14 protein-coding genes are annotated in these 17,219 nt (G+C 29.2%); 8 read left to right on the top strand and 6 right to left on the bottom strand.

The window, feature by feature from the left end:
* Positions 1–29: 29 nt before the first annotated feature.
* Positions 30–866, top strand: coding sequence for an alpha/beta fold hydrolase (locus tag ACXLDF_RS05625; protein ID WP_457557517.1), 837 nt, complete (start codon positions 30–32; stop codon positions 864–866).
* Positions 867–923: 57 nt separating this feature from the next.
* Here the strand turns inward: ACXLDF_RS05625 and ACXLDF_RS05630 are convergent, their stop codons facing one another.
* On the bottom strand, positions 924–1,580 hold the full coding sequence (locus ACXLDF_RS05630; protein ID WP_457557518.1) for a hypothetical protein: 657 nt from the start codon (positions 1,578–1,580) through the stop codon (positions 924–926).
* Positions 1,581–1,643: 63 nt separating this feature from the next.
* On the opposite strand from ACXLDF_RS05630, the gene ACXLDF_RS05635 reads away from it, so the two are divergent.
* Positions 1,644–2,159 (top strand): type III secretion system chaperone family protein, encoded by a 516-nt coding sequence (locus tag ACXLDF_RS05635; protein ID WP_457557519.1) that lies wholly within the window; start codon positions 1,644–1,646, stop codon positions 2,157–2,159.
* Between the two features lie 272 nt (positions 2,160–2,431).
* Here ACXLDF_RS05635 and trhA read toward each other — a convergent pair whose 3' ends face one another.
* The 4 genes from trhA to ACXLDF_RS05655 all read right to left on the bottom strand — a co-directional run bounded on the left by trhA (position 2,432) and on the right by ACXLDF_RS05655 (position 10,031).
* Positions 2,432–3,172 carry a PAQR family membrane homeostasis protein TrhA gene (gene trhA / locus ACXLDF_RS05640; protein ID WP_457557520.1) on the bottom strand — a complete coding sequence of 247 codons (741 nt, stop codon included), beginning with the start codon at positions 3,170–3,172 and terminating at the stop codon, positions 2,432–2,434.
* 386 nt (positions 3,173–3,558) lie between these two features.
* Entirely contained in the window at positions 3,559–5,529 is a 1,971-nt protein-coding gene (locus ACXLDF_RS05645) for a leucine-rich repeat domain-containing protein (RefSeq protein ID WP_457557521.1), read from the bottom strand.
* Between the two features lie 343 nt (positions 5,530–5,872).
* The gene (locus ACXLDF_RS05650; RefSeq protein ID WP_457557522.1) at positions 5,873–8,503 is read right to left on the bottom strand and encodes a glycosyltransferase; all 2,631 of its coding nucleotides are present in this window, start codon (positions 8,501–8,503) and stop codon (positions 5,873–5,875) included.
* A gap of 232 nt (positions 8,504–8,735) precedes the next feature.
* Complete coding sequence (locus ACXLDF_RS05655) at positions 8,736–10,031, bottom strand: family 4 glycosyl hydrolase (protein ID WP_457557542.1); 1,296 nt, start codon at positions 10,029–10,031, stop codon at positions 8,736–8,738.
* A 216-nt stretch (positions 10,032–10,247) separates the two neighbouring features.
* Between ACXLDF_RS05655 and ACXLDF_RS05660 the strand changes: the two genes are divergently transcribed.
* The 6 genes from ACXLDF_RS05660 (at position 10,248) to ACXLDF_RS05685 (ending at position 15,371) form a co-directional block, all read left to right on the top strand.
* Positions 10,248–10,388: a hypothetical protein gene (locus ACXLDF_RS05660; RefSeq protein ID WP_457557523.1), complete on the top strand. Its 141-nt coding sequence runs from the start codon at positions 10,248–10,250 to the stop codon at positions 10,386–10,388.
* Positions 10,389–10,475: 87 nt separating this feature from the next.
* Positions 10,476–11,510: a CoA transferase subunit A gene (locus ACXLDF_RS05665; protein ID WP_457557524.1), complete on the top strand. Its 1,035-nt coding sequence runs from the start codon at positions 10,476–10,478 to the stop codon at positions 11,508–11,510.
* A complete protein-coding gene (locus ACXLDF_RS05670; protein ID WP_457557525.1) occupies positions 11,510–12,283 on the top strand; it encodes a CoA-transferase subunit beta in 774 nt (257 codons plus the stop codon). Before ACXLDF_RS05665 ends, ACXLDF_RS05670 begins: the two co-directional genes overlap by 1 nt.
* Positions 12,284–12,720: 437 nt before the next feature.
* A complete protein-coding gene (locus ACXLDF_RS05675) occupies positions 12,721–13,368 on the top strand; it encodes a hypothetical protein (protein ID WP_457557526.1) in 648 nt (215 codons plus the stop codon).
* Positions 13,368–13,850: a hypothetical protein gene (locus ACXLDF_RS05680; protein ID WP_457557527.1), complete on the top strand. Its 483-nt coding sequence runs from the start codon at positions 13,368–13,370 to the stop codon at positions 13,848–13,850. The genes ACXLDF_RS05675 and ACXLDF_RS05680 overlap by 1 nt, the downstream gene beginning before the upstream one ends.
* 144 nt (positions 13,851–13,994) lie before the next feature.
* Positions 13,995–15,371, top strand: a complete 1,377-nt coding sequence (locus ACXLDF_RS05685) for a BAR domain-containing protein (protein WP_457557528.1) — start codon at positions 13,995–13,997, stop codon at positions 15,369–15,371.
* Between the two features lie 168 nt (positions 15,372–15,539).
* Here ACXLDF_RS05685 and ACXLDF_RS05690 read toward each other — a convergent pair whose 3' ends face one another.
* A complete protein-coding gene (locus ACXLDF_RS05690; RefSeq protein ID WP_457557529.1) occupies positions 15,540–17,177 on the bottom strand; it encodes an ArsB/NhaD family transporter in 1,638 nt (545 codons plus the stop codon).
* Between the last annotated feature and the right edge of the window lie 42 nt (positions 17,178–17,219).

Here is a 17,219-nt window from a genome sequence, read left to right on the forward strand (position 1 = left end):
ATAAATGGCATTGAAATAGATGATGATTTATGGCAAAAATAGCGTATATTGAAAATATCTCATCGAATAATATTCCTTATATCCGTTTCGGAAATGGAAGGAAGCAAATGCTTGTTTTTTATGGAGGACCTGGAGATATCCTACCAAGAGGAATGCTGTTTTCTTTCTTTGCTAAAGGATTCTTTCCATTTAAAGAAGAATATACAATAACTATGCTTAGCCGAAAAATCGGGTTAAGTGAAGGATATACAACAGAATTAATGGCACAAGATTATGAAGTATTAATTGAGAATGAATTTAATAAAAAAGTTGATGTAATTATTGGATATTCTTATGGTGGGATAATAGCACAACATTTTGCTGCTATGTATCCGAATTTATTTGATTATTTAATTATCTTAGGAGCAACAAACAAACCAACAGAAAATGGATTGGAACTAGATAGGAGATTTTCAAAGTATCTAAGCGAAGGGAAAAAAGCAAAAGCATTCAGTATTATGGGAGAAATTTTCTCAAATTCTAAAATAAAAAAAGCAATGATAAAATTCGCTTTATATTTCACTTCATTCTTTGTAAAAATTCCAAAAAATAAGACTTTTTCAACTGATATTCTTATTGAATTTAAAGCAGAAGAGAACCACGATGCTTCAAATCATTTTGCATTAATTAAAAAGCCTATTTTAATTATTATCGGAGATAAAGATTACTACTTTACAGTAGAAAGTGCAAAAAGAATGGCAGACCAAATTCCAACTAGTATTTTGAAAATTTATAAAGATACAAGCCATAATTTGGAAGAACATCCTAATTTTGAAAAAGATTTGAGAGAATTCATTGGAAAATCAAATAGTTTTACTTCTCTTTAATTTATACGATTTTCAATTTTGACCAATAATCAATCAAAAAAAAAAGAGAAATAATATTTAAATCCATCCACCACGTGTTTGATTGTCATGTTCTAATTTTTTCGATTCTTTAGATTTTTCTCGATTTTCTATTAATGAATTTTGAATATTACGAGAGATCGTTAATGAATCTCTTTTTATCCAATTGCCAATTCTTTTCACTTGATTTTTAATTGAATTTTGAATAGATTGCCATTCATTCGTTGCATCTTTAAAGAAATCTTCGACATTTTCGGAGCGTTTGTCTAAAATATTGAAATAAATGGTTTCTCTATTTAAAATTCGTTCTGCATCCAATGCGAAATCTCTAAATTTCGATATATCAAATAATTGATTATGCTCTATTAATAATGCATATTTCTCTCCAAATTTTGAACGAAGTTTATCTAACAACTGCGATGATTCAAATGATGAAATTTCATTTTTTGTTAGCAAGATTAAAATTAATCGTGAACTAATACCATAAACAAACCTTAAATTTTCTAACTGTAAAAAACGAATATTTTCTTGAACAATCTCTTGGGAAAGTGTTGTAATAGCGAATAAATATCCTGCAGTCAAATCAGAATTAATATCATTCGGAATTTTTGCAAAAGTTTGGTTAAATATACATATTCCAGAAGGATTGTCAATAACCCAAAATTTGATAATATCTGAATTTTGAACAGGAACCATAATTGATGAAAAATCAGATCTCAAATAATTTTTATCTAATTTTGCACTAAAACAAATAAGAAAATGGGATATAATGAAGAAAAGAAGAATCTTGAAAAAATGGGACAATATTTAGACAATTTAGGAATCCCGTTTAAACACCAAGACATTGGAGATAAATCTGAAGATAAATTCCCCACATTAATTTGCACATATCGTTTTGAAGAAAAACACAATTTTGATGTAATAATTTATTCTGTTGAAGAGTGGATTCATGTTAAATGCTTAGTCCTAAAAGTTAATAGATTAAAACCTAAATTACGATGTAAATTATATGAAATGTGTCTTCAATTAAATTATGATTTACCCGAAGTGACTTTTTCAGCGAATAAAGGAGATATTTATATTGAAATAGATGCATTAGCTGAAATCTCTTTTGAAGATTTTACAGCCGAATTTCAATCAATCAGCCAAGGAATTAGCATATTTATCGAAAACATACAAAATCAATATGATATCGACATTTTAGATACAAATGGAGAAGAACACACAGGAATATACCGAAAGAAAAGAATATTCCATAATGTATATAAAAAATAAAAAAAAGAAGAATTTAGGTTAACAATTATTCAGCTTTAATGGAGATTTCAATTTCAAATTAGTAATTTTGTTTAAATACACCAACTTTCTTTATTAAAATACCCTTCATTTATTCTTCATAACCACATAATGATTTTTTATTTCCAGTGTTAAAGGTTATATTTTATTTCTTAAAATATAACCATATTTTTCCTTTTTGGATAAATATTTTTATATCTTTTCTCCAATGATTCTTAAAATATAATTGAAAAAAAGATCTGAATCAGTGTAGATTAGTTAGCAATGAAAGAAAATACTACGATATAATGAAATGCTAAAGCTACAGTGACTAAAACGTGAAATATCTCATGGAAGTGCTTAGGTTTTTTCGTTGCAAATAAAATTGCACCAATACTAGAAAAAATTCCACACCCGAATAAAAGTATAACTGTAGATAAATTCATCTGAGAAAAGGCATATCGAACTGGGATCAGCGCGCTCCATCCCATAATCAGATATATTATCGCTGTTTTCCATCGTTTTATTACAGCAAATTTAATCTTAAAGAGAATTCCCATAAAGGCACTTCCCCATTGAAATCCGATAGTGAGTTTACGTAAAGCCCCTTCTAAATAAAAAACTGCAATTGGAGTAAAAGCAGCTGCAATAGCGACATAAATTGCGATTTCATCCACTAAAGTCCACCGAGAAAAATCTTCTTCATTTCGTTTATGCATATGCCATAAGCCACTAGCAAAAAACACAAATACTAAGCCAATTCCATAAATCCAAATAGTTAAAAAGTATCCTTCACCAGGTTTTGCTTCAATTAACAGTGCAATCAGCCCTAATACCGCTAAAAAACCACTAATTAAATGTGAAAGAACATTAAATTTTTCATGTGGATTTTGAATATGAAAATGTTGATGTAACCATAAATGAAATGCAGTTCTTGGAGGATAAGCTTGTAATGAATTACTTAAAGCCAGAGAATATGAAGACTGCTTCAAATTTTGAGAAGTTACATCTTTCATAAAGTTACCAACAAAATTCTAGCGTTTATATTCAGCTTATGAGAATTTTTCCAAAATACATTGTATTTAGGCAACTTTCACTTTAATTCTATTGATATTTGTGAAGTTAAGCACTAATCGATTTATATAGAAAGAAATTTGCATAAATAATAAATTATTAAACTTATTCGCACACAAAATGAGGAATTTTAAAATTTGAGAATCTTGTTAATTTTTTAATTTTATTTCCCAATCGTAAATCTCTCTCAATATATCAATTCATCTGTTTACTATGCATATTAATTTTCAATATAAACGATATATATTCATTCAAAAATGCTTGGTTAAAGATTTCCATAAAGCTACCTTACTCCAAAAATTCTCATTTAGTGAATATATATTGATTTTTATAAGATAATTTCATTATTTTTTGCAGTTTTAATTGTTAGACGCCTGTAAATTTGTCTTAAAATAGGATCATCATTTTGTAAATTGGCAAATAGAAAGTTTAAATCATCACTTGAAGCAAATTTGACAATTAACTTAAGCTCTATTTCTGAAAATGGATAAGGTATTTCATTTTCAGACAATTTTCTAGATTTCACATACATAAAAATCAATGAAGTTATAATTTCGTGGAAACTTAATATTGAATTTGAGAATAATTCATATGAAATATATTCCTCATCTCTTTCAATAACACTATTGATAATATGATTTTGATCATAATTTAAAAAATCATTAAGAGTCACTTTGACATGTTCTTTAAAACTTAGAATCTCTTTTGGAAAGCTATATATTTGATTATACGAGAGATTCACTAGTTTTAAATTTTTTAATTTTATAATTTTTGGAGATATTTTAGTAATTCCTTGATTTTTAATGATTAATTTTTCCAAATAATGTAAATCACATATTTCTTCAGGAAATTCATGAAGTTGATTTGATTCAACAATACAAAGCATTATTACATTCTCTGCTCTTACAGAAAAAACATTTCTGTCATTAACAGGAACATTTAGGATAGATAACGCGTGAGTTAGATTTTGATTGATTTTTAATATAATTTCTAATTGTTTAGGATCTATTTTCTTTGTTCTATATAAAGAAAGTATTATTTTTCGTTGAGCTTCAATTTTCTTTTCTTTTGTAGATACTTTCATTTTTTTTATTTTCATAAATAAATTATATTTCATTTCCATTGTGGCTCGTTTTAATTCGATATCTGTCAATATTACTTTTTTTTTCACAAATCTATCAATTATTTCATCAATATGCTCTTTGAAATAATAAAAAAAGGGATAATTTCTATAGAAATGCCTATATCGTGAAGCTAATTCATCTCGAGAATTCAATCTGTTTTTTTCATGATTTTCATTGTCATATTGTTCTATTTCTAATCTAATCTTTTCAGGAGTAGAATAAAAATATCCAGGATCGTATCTACCACCTGAATTAAAATATTTAAAACAATGAAATTGAGGAAAGTTTTTCATCGAATCCTTATTAATCTTTAAACTCCCATTAAGGAGAAGATTTTCAGGTAAAGGAGCTAAACTAATCCAATTGTTATTGTGAACTTCGAGATTTATGAGATTTTTTAAATTTCGGAATGATTTAGGCAAATATTGTAAATGATTATATCTTAAATTGAGATTTTTTAAATTAGTTAAATTTCCAATTGATTCTGGAAGTTCTGTAATATCATTATGCCAAAAGTTTAATTCTTCAAGATTTTCCATAGCACTTAATTCTAATGGCAATTTTTTGATATGATTTTGAGCTAAATTCAGTATAATTAAATTTTGTAGATATCTAATTTCATTAGGAATTTCAGTTAAATTATTTTTGTATAGATTTAATTCTTTTAAATTTGGAAGGTTTCCAATAGTTTGAGGCAGATTCTTGATTTTATTTCTCGAGAGATCCAATATTTCAAGATTTTTTAAAAATTCTATTTTGCTAGGTAGTTGTTTGATTTCATTAAATTTTAAATCAAGATATTTTAAAGAATTGATTTGAAAAATACTTGAAGGAATTGATCGCAAATGGCATCTGGCTAATCTCAAAAATTGTAAATTATGAAAATGGCTTAATTTCGAAAGGATGGCCATAAATTTATTCAATCTTTCTTCTTTTTCTTTTTCCTTTTTTTCCTTTTCTTCAGATCTTAAATAGGGACTCATCCTTTTTTTTATACTAATACAAATTGAAACGATCGAAGAATCAAAGATGCAAATTGTATTTGAAGTTAAAGAACGATTTGAAGGTTTTTCTTTCAAAAATTTAATACTAATTCCACGAATGTTTAATATTTCATCTATAAATTTACTCTCAGTTTTTTTAAGAATTTCTCTATAATCGACTTTTGGAGGCATTATCTTAATAATAATATAAAGATTTGTTTATTTAAAAGAATTGAAAAATTAATGTTCCTTTTCTGTAAATATTTTCTGGTTTTTATATTCTTTTTATTCCAAACATGATAAAAGCTATATAGATGAAGAATATAAACGTATTTTAGATAAAATTTATCCTTTAGAGCATGATTTTGGCAAAATTATTAATAGAATAAAGTTTTTTAGAACTTTTTATATTTAAATTTGGCATTTCATTTAAAATCAATATTTCTCTATTTTCTCATATTTCTCATATTTCTCTCGTTCCTCTCGTTCCTCTCGTTCCTCTCGTTCCTCTTATTTTTCTATTTTTCATACTTTTTTATACTTTTTCTATCTCATATAAGTTTTTATTGATTTTTAGTGGATCTTGCCAATCTATTTTTTTCTTTGCTAAAGATGATGTGATATACAGCATCAACCAATCAAATGTTCCATAGAATTTTATCATTTCCCAGATCTGAAGTAAAATAATCCAAAATGCAATCACAACACCCAATAACAAAAATCCTTGATAAATTGTATTAATATTTCCATAATTAACAAAATCAAGCCCGGTTATTTGTGATAATAAAAATCGAGGAATTAAATCTAAAAATTGGGCTGCAAAAAGTGTTAATGATAATATTCCTGCCCTCCGTATATAACGCACTTTTCGAATCCTGATTCTTCTTTTTTCTAAGGATTTTGGATAGTCAAGTACATTTAAAATAATAGCCATAACAAAAGTTTGTAATCCAGTATTAACAATTAGAAACCACATTGGAGCAATCATAAACGTTTGCATTGGTTCCATTCCTGTTAAAATGATCCAATCCAGCAAACCAATTATAATTATAATAATGCCCATAATGTAAAGATTAGACAGTTTTGCTTTGTTAGACCACTGATCTTGGCTTAAAATAATCCCTATAATACATCCTAAAAAAGTAACGGCTAAATAGGGAAAGAGAGGTTGTGCATATCCAACGATATTTGCTAAAGCCATAGCTTCTAAAAATTGAAGAAGAGATTCAGTTCTCATTCCCATTATTTCATCCCGTGTAACACCATAAAGTGAATATAAAATTTTATTCATTTCAGGAGTAAAACCTACAATGAAGAATATTAGAAGCGAATAGATGAAAATGTTGCGAATGGGTTTTTCAAATCCACGATTCTTTACAAGAAAATAATGAATTATTGAATAAATAATAAGCCCTAATCCAATCATTTGAATGGCATCAGAAAATTTTAGCCGAATAATATAATTTTCAGGTTGCCATTGCCCAGTTTGTAGAAAATATCCAACTGCTGCATAGGGATCTAAAAAGACATTAATAATGCAACCAAACAAAAAGAGAACCACTCCCTTTAAAAGATTTATTTTTAAAAAACTCACTGCACTCCCTGAAGTACGCATCCTTTTCTCAAACGAATAGATATATACTGTAGCAGAAATTAAAATGAAGAAACCACGCCAACTCATAAGTAATAGAAAAGGACCAAATAGATAAAATTGCCATTTTGGTGCTGAAGTTAAAAATTGATCCCAGAAATCTGAAGGTAGTGCTCGCTCAATTGAATGAAAACCTACAACCAACAGAATTGCAATGCCGCGTAAATAATCCAAAGATGCTAATCTCTGTTTGTTTTCAATATTATTTGGAATTCTAAGTGATGGTGACTCTATTGGAGAAATAATGGGCGCATTTATTGTTAGTTTATATTTTTTTTCTAATTGTAGTTCTTTTGATTCTTTTAATTCTTTTAATTCTTTTGATAACTTATAATCAGATTTATTCTTTGAATTAACGCTTGTTTTAATTATAGAATTTTGATTTATTACTGTTTTTTTTGATTGATAACTGATTCCTTTCCATTTCACTGGTCGACCTAATACTCCATCATAAACTGATGTTATCAAAATTATTGTTGTAATTAAAAATCCTATGGGATAAAATAGATAAACGAGAATATGGTCTTTTCGATTTGAATGCCAATCATAATACAGTGCAAATACAAAAATTAAGTAAGAAAATCCAAAAGGAATCCAAGAGAATTCATTTTGCATCATAATAGATTTTAACAAAAACACAGGAGTAAGCAAGCCAAATAATATCCAAAGAATTGCCATTATTGTTTTTTGAACGGGAACAATTTCCATTCCAGTCCAAATGGATTTTCGAAATCCATCATAAAAACTTTTAAATCCATCAGGATACATTCGACAATATACTAATTTCTTATTCTCTACATAATATAAACGTTGATGATGTTCTTTTACAAGTTTGGCCAGAGCTAAATCTTCAACAACATTTTCATGAATTGCTAAATGACCACCAATTTGCTCGTATTTTTCTCGTTGAAACAACATATACTGACCAATAGCAAAAAAATCTTTTTTTTGTTCATTTATGATGTTTTTCTTTAATCCCCGAATTAACCATGCCAAAAAGAAATAATATCCCGACAAATATTCGTACCATTTTTCAGCTTGTTGATAAGGAATCATAGAGAGAAGTGTAACATCATGGCCGAGTAATTTTGCGACTGTATAATCTAAAGAATTAGGAGAGTGAACGGTATCAGCATCAGTAAAAAGGAGAATATCTCCTTTTGCTGCTTGATAACCTATATGACATCCATATGATTTTCCTATCCATTTTTCAGGTAATTTTTTAAATGTTAATACCTTTACTCCAAAACTTTTGGCAATTTCATATGTTCTATCCGTAGAACCTCCATCAACAACAATGATTTCTTTATTTGGATATTTTAGATTAAGTAAACTTTTCAAGCATTTTGGAAGATTCTTTTCTTCATTTAAAGCGGGAACAATAATACTAACTAACGGTTTTTCTTGAGATCGATTAAATCTTACAGGAATTTCACGATAATCTTCCCATATCAAGTATAGTAGATGTAGAAAACAAACAAAAACCACAATGAAGAAAAGGATTTGTCCGAGCATTTTTTTTCTACGAATAATAAAGAACCATCGCTATAAATACAGATATGCAGAGAAACAAAAAATATTTGATATTTATACGTTGGCTTACATATTTCCAATATGTTGATTTGTCAATAAATTAATAGGGAATGAAAAAGTTGAGATAAGAAAAAATCTTTTTTCTCGAACTAATTTACACTAATCTACATACGTAATATCAATAAAAAATAATTGTTTTTTCTAATAATTTATGTTAGTGAAGATGAAGATATTGTTGTTGTACACTTAACATTTTATCCAAGATTTTTCGGGCTTGATCGGGATTGTCCACGCCTGGATCTGCCAAGAGAGCTTGATATGCTAGATCTTTAGATTTATGAATTGCAGCTTCAACTACCAAATCTTGAACTGAACCTTGATATCTTAATAATGCAGCTAATCCTTTTGGATATTCACCAAGAGGAATTCCATGAACTCCATCTTTATCAACAATTCCAGGACATTCAATCACTAAATCTGAAGAAAGATTTGAAATGATTCCATCATTAGGAATGTTAACCGAAACTTCTAGATGATGGGAATCTGTTAAAATTCCTTCTATAATAGGAATAGCACGCTCTTCATCAGGTTTTACTAGTTGAGCACCTTTATTCTTTTTTATTAAACGTCTAATTCGTCTACCTTCAGCTAATGTGATTTCACGATAAGTATTACGAAATCGCTGTACCCCATCAAACTCTCCCACATCTGCTGCCCAATGAATATATTCCCCATAGTGAGAATCAGTGGTATAAGGTAAAAATCCATAGGTTTCTAAAATAAATTGAACTAAACCAAATCCATCCACTTTTTGAATTGATTCAAAATAATCTTTTGCTTTGACTCGAATATCAGGATAAGCATCCTTTCCAGAATCTTTGTACTTTATATCCAAGATAACTCCGAAATGGTTCAATCCTCCTGCTTTATATTCTAAATTTTCATAGGGTGTTTCTAACATCTTTGGAATATGCTCTTTCACAAAAGCGATTTCATGGCAGAGACCTACAACTTTTAAATCGGGATATTTACGATGAATAGCTAAACAAATACGGCTCATTGGGTTTGAAAAATTAATTACCCAAGCTTCTGGACAAATTTTTTGAATATCATCACATATATCCAAAATTGGTGGAATAATACGTAAGGCATGAAAAAGTCCTCCTGGTCCTCCATTTTCTCCCATCATTTGTTTATTCCCTAATTCACGGGGAATCCATAAATCTTGATCCCATAATTCGAATCGTGGAGTTACTTCAATAGATGAGATAATAAAATCTGCATCTTTCAATGCTTGTTTTCGATCTGTGCTAACTTCAAGTTTACAAGTGGATTGCAGACTTGTAATCGCTGATTGACATGCTTTTTCGATTAATTCTAAATTCTCTTTGTTTATATCATGAAGAGTTATAGTGCATCCTGCTAAAATTGAGCTATGAAGAATATTTCCCACAGTTCCCAATCCAAATTGTAATGAACCTGCTCCAATAAGAACAATTTTCGGTTTAATTGCTGAATTCCTCCTAGTATAAGTCTATAATATATAATTACCTAAAGATTTGACTTCTCAAATAATTTAACCAATTTATGAATCCATAATATGAATCCAAAAAAACATATTCGCTGCTTATCTTTTGTGCGAATAGGTTTTCCTATTATATGAAATTATCCAGATATTCCAAAATTTACAACATTTAATCATCATCTGAAGCTTTCATCTTGGTTAATGATGGGAATTAATGCTGGATTTCTGGTTGAATATATAACTGAACTATATGCAACATATGAAATTATAGATCAATGTCCACATTTAGAACACCCAGTGATTGTTCCAGATAATTTGATAATCCGCTTTCGGAAAAACTGATCTATTCCCCCCTTTTTCACTTAAAGATTTTTAAATTATGCACCAACTTCATACTTGATCTGTTTTTCATATAAAGGTGAGTTTCAAATGAAAATTTTAGCCGAAGGCGAAGGTAAATTAGTTGGATGGCATGATCCTGATGAGCAACGTGAATGGGTATCTAAAAAATCTCGTGCCATGATAGATAAAAGAATGTCCATCCATGATGCTGTAAAAAAATTCGTGCATGATGGCGATGTAATTGCAATGGGAGGATTCGGCCACATAAGAATTAGTATGGCTGCAATTTATGAAATGATCCGCCAAAAAGTCAGAAATTTAACAATGTTGGGTAAAACTGGAGTGCATGATATTGATGTAATGATTGGTGGCGGAATTATAAGCCAAGTCGAGGTCGCTTATTGTTTTGGACATGAACTTCGTGGATTATCTAAATGCGGACGGAATGCAGTAGAATCAGGTAAAGTAAAAGTAGTTTCTGAAATCTCAAACGCAGGTCATCAATGGCGCTTTCTCGGCGGAATGATGGGAGTACCATTTATTCCAACACGAACAATGTTAGGTTCAGATACTTTACGTAAATCATCTGCAAAAGTAGTTGAAGATCCTTGGACTAAAAAACCAATTTGTCTCCTACCCTCTGCAAATCCAGATATTGTTTTTATTCATGTACCGCGTTGTGATAAGTTTGGAAATTGTCAATATGATGGTTATATTGTTGAAGATTTTGAATTAGCCCGTGCCGCGCGCAGACTTGTAATAACTACAGAAAAGATTATTGATAATGAACAAATTCGTAAAGAACCATGGAAAACTGTAATTCCAGGTTTCTTTGTTGATGCAGTAGTAGAGGTAGAATACGGCTCTCATCCTTGTAATATGCCAGGAAAATATTATTTTGATGAAGAAATTATAGGAGAATGGTTAGAAATGTCGAAAACTGAAGAAGGGGCTAATCAATGGATGGAAAAATACGTGTTTGGAGTAAAAGATTTCACAGAATATCTTGAAAAATGTGGTGGAATCGAAAAAATGAAATATTTGGAGAAACTTGAACGTTATGAAGCACCTCTTAAAGCGCCTTGGTTAGAAAAGAAATTAAATGCAGGAGGTAAAAAGTAATGGCAGAATTTCATTATACAAAAACACATTTAATGGCTATTACTGCAGCAAAATTTTTGAAAGATGAAAAAAGTGTATTTGTTGGAACTGGATTGCCTATGATTGCTGCCATGTTTGCCCAACGAACGCATGCACCAAATTTGTTACTAATTTTTGAAGCAGGTTCTATTGGTCCACAAGTTAAAACTCTTCCAATCTCAGTTGGAGATTCACGCACAGGGTATCGCGCCATTTCAGTATCAGTTATGCATGATAATATGTCATTTTCTCAATCAGGTTGGACCGACTATGGATTTTTAGGAGGTGCTGAAATTGATATGTATGGAAACTTGAATACTACCTATATTGGTGAAGATTGGAATAATCCTAAAGTAAGATTACCTGGTTCAGGTGGTGGAAATGATGTAGCATCGCTCAGCCAAGGATTCTTTATAATTATGCGACAGACAAAGCGCAACTTCGTTAATAAAGTAACATTTATCACTTCCCCAGGATATCTTTCCGGTCCTGGAGCCCGTGAAGCTGCAGGATTACCAGCTAATGGAGGGCCCCTCAAGGTAATAACACAATATGGAGTATATGGTTTTCAACCAGACACTAAGCGAATGTATTTAGAATCTCTACATCCAGGAGTGGATGTTAGTGAAATCAATGCCAATTCAAGTTTTGAAATAATTATTCCAGAAAATTATGCAATTACTCCAGAACCCACAAAAGAAGAAGTAGCTTTATTGAAGGAATTAGATCCAACTGGAATGGCAATTGGGAAATAAATTATTAGAATTGATTTTTTTTCATGACCTTTCACATTAATCTTCACCATCTAAATGAGTGATATTATGTCAGAGTGCTAGATGAGGGAGAAAGATTATCGTGAAACTTCATGTTTTTTTTCTTTTCTTATTTTTTTAATCGTTAGTGTGAATAAGTTTTATTTGAATAATATGCAGATACGATTCTGATACTAAAGAGATCATAAACATTTTCTATAATTCAAAGATTTTAAATTAAATTGTCTATAGAATCGAGAATATCTGCATAATCTATCTTGATTATTTTATATAAAAATCATTTTCTCATCATTTGATTTTTTAAAATTAAAAAAAGATAAATAACGATATTTATAATTAAATAGTGTTATTTATTACATAATGATATTTATTTAAAATAGCAGTATTTTTAAGAATACAGTATTTAATTTTAATTGATAGTGATGGGAGGACCGAGGAATCCATATCAGAAGGAGAAAATTATTTTTGAGATTATCAATTCATCAAATAAACCAATTGCTTTTAATGAAATCGCCAAAATTGCAAAAAATGATTATAATTTTACCAGTGGAGCCACGCAAGCTGCTATTGAACGTTGTTTAAACTCACAAGCAATCTTTCCTATTTTTGAAAAAAAAGTTTTCTTCCCTGAAAATAACCGAATTATTCGCTTTTTCTCCACAAATCTGACTACTTTTGATGAAATTTCTCAACCAAGTATTAGTGAGTTACTAACATCATATCAACGAATTAAAGAAGGAGAAATGATTCACACCGAAGAAGAAACAATATTACCGCTATATTTATCAAAAGACCAAGCTGAAATTTTGGAGATTTTAGTAGAAAAAAATGATAATTTTAAATCTGTAGGAGATCTTTTCTCGCAAGCATTGATGACTTTCTTGAAAAATTCAATTACTCGTGAAAATCTTCTTGAAGCAGTAGAAACAGCACGTGGCCATAAGAATCAAATGAAAAAAGAAAAAAAACATGATTCTTTAAAATCTAAAGATAAATTGCCTGAATCTGACCTAGATCCAAAAATAAGAGCCAAAAAGCCACTAAGCAAACAGGAGGAAATACTGTAATGGCAAAAAAAGATTATAAAATTTCTCTAGATTTTGATCAACTAATCTCAAATTCATCAGATTTATCAGATTTATCAGATTCATCAGATTCATCAATTTTAGAAAGCGAATCTAATAATAATAAAAATACTTCTTTAACAACAGAAAAAATAAAAAAAACTGTAAAGAATCAAGAAAAACCGTTAGATTTATTGAATTATTCTGATAATTCTTCAATGCAAAAGAAAATTCCAAAAAAACAGAAAGCAAGAAAGTCAAAAAAGAGAAAATCTACTATTTCCAAATCTGATTCACAGTATTCTCCGAAAATTTCAACTAAGGCAATTAAATCTGTTGTAGCAAGATCTACACCTGCAAAACTAGTTATAGAAATAGAATTTTTTGATCCCAGACTTCCAATTCATTCACTCTCAGAACATTTACAATCAATTAACCAAGCACTCCTTAAATCGGCTCAAGATCTTTTACAACACTTTGAATAATGATATACAACAATGTGATCCTAAAGCAAAATGATTTTATTCGAGTTTGCATAATCTCTCTTAACCTACATTAACTTTTCTCTCTCATAAATTAATAAATTAATAAATGAAGATTGAAGAAATTCAGGGGGAATAATAATAATCATGGGATTTTTTACCACATTTAAACAAAAAATGAATCTTATTACCACTCAAATGTTTATTGGTCAATCACCAATCGAACCTTTAATTAAAGAAAATCGTCAAATGTTAGAAGCAGAATTAAAACTCAGCTTAGAAAGTACGGAAGGAATTCAAGCGTTAAAAGAATATAGCGAAATCGAGACACCTGTATCAAAAGAAGCCTTAAATAATACATCTGAAGTGTTAAAAAATATTGAAAAGTTGAGACAAAAACTGGTTGAACAATTACGTATTGGATTTGTTAGACCATTTGAACAACTTTCTAATGTTTGGAAGGAAGTAGAAATAATGAAAAAAGAAAAAGAACGTGCAGAAAAAGCATTAGAGCATGCTCAAAAAATTCTAGAAAAGAAAAAAGAAAAGAAAGAAAATACTCCAGAAAAAATGAAAGAAAATGAACTCGAGTCTGCTGAACAATCTCTATCTGAAGCAAAATCCGTATTAAAAGAGATTTCAGAAAAGTTGGAGCAAAAAGAAGAAAACTTTCATAATCAAAAATTAAAGGTTATTCAAAATTCTCTTAAAGTTCTCATTCGTGAACGGAAATCTTTTCACAGCACAGCTAAAAACTCCCTAGAAAATATAAAAAATTCAATTCTTGCCATTAAAGTCAGAAATGAAGGGAAGCTTTATGCAGAACTTGATAATTCGCTTATTCAAGAAATGAAGGAAGATAATGCGGATACAATTAAAAAAGGGGAGAAAGAAGAAAAAACTTCATTTAAATCTAAAATATATTCATTAACTGAGCGGATTACTAAAACAGATTTGGAATTATCCAAAGTAATTCGTGAAAATAAACAAATTCTAGAAGCTCATGCTAAATTAATGAAAGAAACAACAGAAGGAATAGCAGCTTATAAAAAATATGCTGAAATCGAATCGCCAGATATTCAATCTATTTTAAATCGTTTTGCAGGTGCATTAGAAACAATAGAAACAAATCGTCAAGCATTTATCGAGCAGATGAAATTTGAATTTCTTGAACCATTAGAAAAATTGTCTGATGAATACAAAAATTTACAGGATGTAATTAAGCAAGCTAATCACGCTGAAGAAATTTTAATCAAATGTCAAAAGAAATTAAAAAAACTGCAAGAAAAACCAGAAGAAAAGCGGAAACCAGAAGCGCTCCCAGATGCAGAACAAGCACTTGAAGAAGCTAAATCAAAATCTGAAGTAGCAAAACAAAAATTAGAATCAAAAACTCTAGAATATGGAATAATTAAAGCAAAAACATTAAAAGATAGTCTTAAATCGTTAGTAGAACGAAATTATAAATTCCATGAACAAGCCTATAATATTATCCAAAATGCTGAAATTTTGGTAAAATCTTAATTAATTTTTTTCCGATTTTTTACTCTTTTTCCCTTTTATTCTATCTTTTCTATTCTTCCATTTTGTCTTTTTTATTTTTATTCTTTTTATTCCTAAATTAAGTTTATAAGAAATAAGGATTCCATCTCCATTACATATAAGTCTTTTAGAATATATATGGTAAAAATTCTATAAAGTTATAAGTAGATAGAGATAAATATATCCTATACCAAGCAAAACATGAAGTAATGCAAACAAACCTCCAATAACCATTAGCGATTGATAAGTAAACCCTTCCACCTTGTTCTTTTTGGCTAGTTCTAAGGTCATCATATCACAAGCAGCACCTTGAGGTAAGAAATTTCCCCCAAGATTAATTCCCAAAGTAAAAGCAATAAAAATAGGATTACCTGGATGATTGTACATGAGGAGAAGATTATCTATTATTGGTAAAAACATTATTGTTATCGGTGCATCATCCAAAAATCCTGAGAGAAGAGAAGTTATAACTAAAATTGCAATAGAAATTAAAAAAACATCATGATGCCCCCAATTTTCGACTAAAACATCAATCCAATATGTTATTCCTGCCAAATCCATAAAATATACAGTAATGAACAGAATTGAAAAGAAATAAATAAGCTTGGCATCTATTTTTTTAAAATAATATGAGACAGAAGGAATTTTTTTTCCACTTGAAGTCTGAATTGGATTTATAAAAACAAATAAAATAAGACCCAACAGGCCAGCGATTACTATTTTAGATATTAAAATTAAAATTCCGGTAAATATCAATAAACCAATTAAATTTCGTTTAAAACTTGCTTGATTTATTTTCAATGTTAAAACATCAATTTTGGGAATTTTTTTTCGATGTTCGATAATATTTTTTAATTGAATTTCAGTAACAGTTATTGAAATCATATCATTTCCATTTCTAACTGACTCTGCTTGAGCTTGTTCAATAGATCGAAAAACTCTTTCTTTAATCTCTTTTAACCGCGCGTTTTTCAAGAATTCATCCCGTAGATGATGTGAATGCTGATTTTTTTGAAGCGGGGGTTTCAGTTTATCTTTTAAATTATTCATTCCTTTATACGATTCAGGAATTATACCTTTTGGATTTTCTTGGAAAGTGATTAGATTAGGATTAAAATAACCAGGAATAGCAGTATATAAATCATAATAGTATCGTTTAAGGTAAAAAGTCAATAAAAAACGATCAAGTAAAAATAAAGTAATAAAAAGAGCGATTATAAAGTAAATTCCTAAATTAATCAAATGCCAGTGAAGTGATAAATTGAAATGGTTTGCAATTATTATATTTTCAGCAGAACCAAATGGAGTAAGTGTGCTTGCTAAATTAATACAAATAGTAATACCAAACATATAAGGCACAGGACTGATTCGAATTCCACGACATGCTTGGATTACAATTGGAATAAAAATAATAGCGACGCTAAGATCTTCAATCACAGTTGCTATCATTGTTGAAGTAATACAAATTGCATAAAAGAATCGACGAGGATGCAATACAAAACGATTAACAATTTTTATAGCAATTTGTTGAAAAACCTGCTGAGAATTCAAAATTTCTACTATAGAAAACAGACAAATCAAAAAAATTATCACATCCCAATCAATAGCTAAAACAATTCCTTCCAGCTCAGATGAACTCATTCCTCGAAGAAAATATGTTGAGAGGCCGATTATCATAACAAAAATAATAGAATAAGTAAGATAATCTTGTGATTCTAAAAAGAGCACAATTACAATACCAATAAAGCATATACCAATAATAATCTGTAATAATATTGAGAGATCCATTATCATCACTTCATTTGCAGTTTGAAATAACTAGAGATCTTC

The sequence above is a fragment of the Candidatus Harpocratesius sp. genome, assembly GCF_054039255.1.

Excerpts from the sequence above, each read along its gene's own strand:
- ACXLDF_RS05645 (WP_457557521.1), bottom strand. The coding sequence starts at position 5,529 with ATGCCTCCAAAAGTCGATTATAGAGAAATTCTTAAAAAAACTGAGAGT.
- ACXLDF_RS05665 (WP_457557524.1), top strand. The coding sequence starts at position 10,476 with ATGAAAATTTTAGCCGAAGGCGAAGGTAAATTAGTTGGATGGCATGAT.
- ACXLDF_RS05685 (WP_457557528.1), top strand. The coding sequence starts at position 13,995 with ATGGGATTTTTTACCACATTTAAACAAAAAATGAATCTTATTACCACT.
- ACXLDF_RS05660 (WP_457557523.1), top strand. The coding sequence starts at position 10,248 with ATGATGGGAATTAATGCTGGATTTCTGGTTGAATATATAACTGAACTA.
- ACXLDF_RS05670 (WP_457557525.1), top strand. The coding sequence starts at position 11,510 with ATGGCAGAATTTCATTATACAAAAACACATTTAATGGCTATTACTGCA.
- ACXLDF_RS05630 (WP_457557518.1), bottom strand. The coding sequence starts at position 1,580 with ATGGTTCCTGTTCAAAATTCAGATATTATCAAATTTTGGGTTATTGAC.
- ACXLDF_RS05625 (WP_457557517.1), top strand. The coding sequence starts at position 30 with ATGGCAAAAATAGCGTATATTGAAAATATCTCATCGAATAATATTCCT.
- ACXLDF_RS05690 (WP_457557529.1), bottom strand. The coding sequence starts at position 17,177 with ATGGATCTCTCAATATTATTACAGATTATTATTGGTATATGCTTTATT.
- ACXLDF_RS05635 (WP_457557519.1), top strand. The coding sequence starts at position 1,644 with ATGGGATATAATGAAGAAAAGAAGAATCTTGAAAAAATGGGACAATAT.
- ACXLDF_RS05650 (WP_457557522.1), bottom strand. The coding sequence starts at position 8,503 with ATGCTCGGACAAATCCTTTTCTTCATTGTGGTTTTTGTTTGTTTTCTA.
- ACXLDF_RS05680 (WP_457557527.1), top strand. The coding sequence starts at position 13,368 with ATGGCAAAAAAAGATTATAAAATTTCTCTAGATTTTGATCAACTAATC.
- trhA (WP_457557520.1), bottom strand. The coding sequence starts at position 3,172 with ATGAAAGATGTAACTTCTCAAAATTTGAAGCAGTCTTCATATTCTCTG.